Annotated in this window: 1 protein-coding gene and 1 pseudogene; one reads left to right on the forward strand and one right to left on the reverse strand. The window is 69.9% G+C overall.

All coding sequences use genetic code 11. From position 1 onward, the window contains the following. Positions 1-143: 143 nt before the first annotated feature. Positions 144-549: pseudogene (locus K353_RS33505) on the forward strand (transposase). 866 nt (positions 550-1,415) lie between these two features. Here K353_RS33505 and K353_RS33510 read toward each other — a convergent pair. Continuing rightward, positions 1,416-2,810, reverse strand: coding sequence for a uracil-xanthine permease family protein (locus K353_RS33510; RefSeq protein WP_111557242.1), 1,395 nt, complete (start codon positions 2,808-2,810; stop codon positions 1,416-1,418). Positions 2,811-2,844 lie beyond the last annotated feature (34 nt).

The following is a 2,844-nucleotide window of genomic DNA, read 5'->3' on the forward strand; positions in this document are numbered from 1 at the left end:
CAGGGCGGTCCGGTCGAGTGGAACAGGGAACGGGATGAAGGTCGGGTTCGGGTGGAAGCTGCACGGGGACGGGCGGGCGCCGCGGCCGGGGGCGGATCTCGATCGCTGCCCTGACCTGATACAAGACCGGTGAACGCTCCCGGTTGATCTACCGGCCCAGGCCGGACGACAGTCAGGGACGGAGCAAGGGCCGCAAGAGCTTCGCCTGGACCGACTACCGCGACCTGATCGTGGCAGCGCACAACCAGCTGGGTGGTCCGATCGTCCTGGTCTGGGACAACCTACACACTCATCTCGCCGTCGGCATGAAGGAGTTCATCGCCGCTCAGGACTGGCTCACCGTATACCAGCGGCCCCCGTACGCCCCAGACCTCAAACCGGTCGAGGGGATCTGGTCGCTACCGCGGCGAGGGTTCTCTGGCCAACGTCGCGTTCGCCGACCCGGAGCACCTGGTGCGGACGGTCAGGCGCGGCTTACGGAAGATCCAGTACCGGCCCCAGCTCGTCGACGGCTGCCTCGCTGGCACTGGACTTGCCGCCCTGCCGTGATCGCCTTCGATCCTGGCGGTCACCGTAGGCATTGGTGGAGGTCTCGTGGTCCACGAGCGATGATCGGCGAGCCAGCGTCCTCCGGAAGAAAGACCAGGAACCGCCAGCGGTCGTGCTCAACGTTTGCCAACCCGATGGTCGCCGCAGCTGAGAAAGCCTCGCCAGCCGGCCCGGCACCGTCGGTCGGCTCATGAAGCCGCGCGTAGAACTTCGTCAGATCTGTGGAGTGGCCGTTGATTCACCGGCGGACGTTCGCCCCATGCGAAGGACGGCGAGCAACTCATCACGCGTCGCTCCCTGAGCCGAGTCCAGGACTCTGCCGTGAAGGCGCTCCTGGACGCACGGCTGTGTCGGAGCTGCCTCAGCCTCCTGACGACACCGCCGGCAGAACTGCAGCGCATCGGAGACGAACGGATGCAGGTAGCGGGTGGTATGTCGGGCCGAGATGCCACACAGCGGCCCGCGCGCCCACCGCATGCTCGACACCGGGAACGCCGTTCACCTCGCAGGCACCGAATCGAGCCGGCTCCCGAACTGTTGCAAATGACCAGCCATGGTGCGGGGCATCGATCATGCGCACGAGCATGCCACAGCCGTACGTCGCCTGACGATGATCACCGACATTGCGAGTTCAACCTGAGGAGGCGTGAAGTGCGCACAGGTCGTTGCCGCCGTGCTGTGAGGGCACGAGCGGTCAGTGGAGCGGTGGCACCACGCCTGGCGGAAGCAGGGCGAGGCTGAGCGAGTCGGGGAACCAGAACCTGAACGCCCAGCCCGCGGCCCAGCCGCGCTCGGGAAGGTCGCCAATAGCAGGTGCGCCGACGGCACCCGCTGGGCGGAGACCGGTAGGCGCGGGCCGGATCGCGTCAGCCCTCCCGGCGGCCGTCGTCGTACGCGCTGGTGCCCTCGTCCAGCAGCGGGCCGTCCGCCGGGCCCGCCTTGAGGTGGGCGGGGGCCAGGGCGCGCAGGCCGTGGTAGCCGAGCAGCGTGATCAGGGTGCCCAGCGCGATGCCGCTCAGCTCGAAGTCGTCGGTGAACTTCAGCGTCACGTTGCCGATGCCGACGATCACGCCCGCCGCGACCGGCACCAGGTTCAGCGGGTTGGTCAGGTCCACCTTGTTGTGGATCCAGATCTGCGCGCCCAGCAGGCCGATCATGCCGTACAGCACCACCGTGATGCCGCCCAGCACCCCGCCCGGGACCGCCGCGATCACCGCGCCGAACTTCGGGCACAGGCCGAACAGGATCGCGAAGCCGGCCGCGCACCAGTACGCCGCCGTCGAGTACACCCGGGTCGCCGCCATCACGCCGATGTTCTCCGCGTACGTGGTCGTCGCCGGACCGCCCACCGCCGTGGAGAGCACCGTCGCCGCGCCGTCCGCCATGATCGCGGTGCCCATCCGGTCGTCCAGCGGGTCACCCGTCATCTCCGAGACGGCCTTCACGTGCCCGGCGTTCTCCGCGATCAGCGCCACCACCACCGGCAGCGCCACCAGCACCGCCGAGGTCGAGAAGCTCGGCGCGTGCAGCGACGGCAGGCCGATCCAGTCCGCCTTGCCGACGCCCGACAGGTCGAGGCGCCAGTGCTCCGTCGCCGCCCCGCCGCCCACCGGCGAGTCGATCCTCCCGAAGGCCCGGTCGAACAGCCAGGACGCCGCGTACCCGAACACCAGCCCCAGGAAGATCGCGATCCGCGACCAGAACCCGCGCAGCACCACCAGCGCCAGCGCCGTGAACGCCATCACCAGCAGCGCCGTCCACTGGTCCTGCGGCCAGTACGTCCCCGCCGCCACCGGCGCCAGGTTGAACCCGATCAGCATCACCACCGCGCCCGTCACCACCGGCGGCAGCACCGCGTGGATCACCCGCGCCCCGAACCCCTGCACCACCGCCCCGCACGCCGCCAGCACCGCGCCCACCACCAGCAGCGCACCCGTCAGCGTCGCCGCGTCCCCGCCCTGGGACTTGATCACCGCCGCCACGCCCACGAACGACAGGCTGGAGCCCAGGTACGACGGAATCCGCCCCTGCGTCACCAGCAGGAAGAACACCGTCGCCACACCCGACACCATCACCGCGAGGTTCGGGTCCAACCCCATCAACACCGGCGCCACGAACGTCGCCCCGAACATCGCCACCACGTGCTGCGCCCCGAGCCCGACCGTCCGCCCCCACGACAGCCGCTCGTCCGGCCGCACCACCGCCCCCGGCCGCGGCGCCCGCCCGTCCCCGTGCAGCTTCCACCCGAACCCGACCTTCATCCCGTTCCCTGTTCCACTCGACCGGACCGCCCTG

The organism is Kitasatospora sp. SolWspMP-SS2h (assembly GCF_003259315.1).
Lineage (GTDB): Bacteria > Actinomycetota > Actinomycetes > Streptomycetales > Streptomycetaceae > Kitasatospora > Kitasatospora fiedleri.

Excerpts from the sequence above, each read along its gene's own strand:
- K353_RS33510 (WP_111557242.1), bottom strand. The coding sequence starts at position 2,810 with ATGAAGGTCGGGTTCGGGTGGAAGCTGCACGGGGACGGGCGGGCGCCG.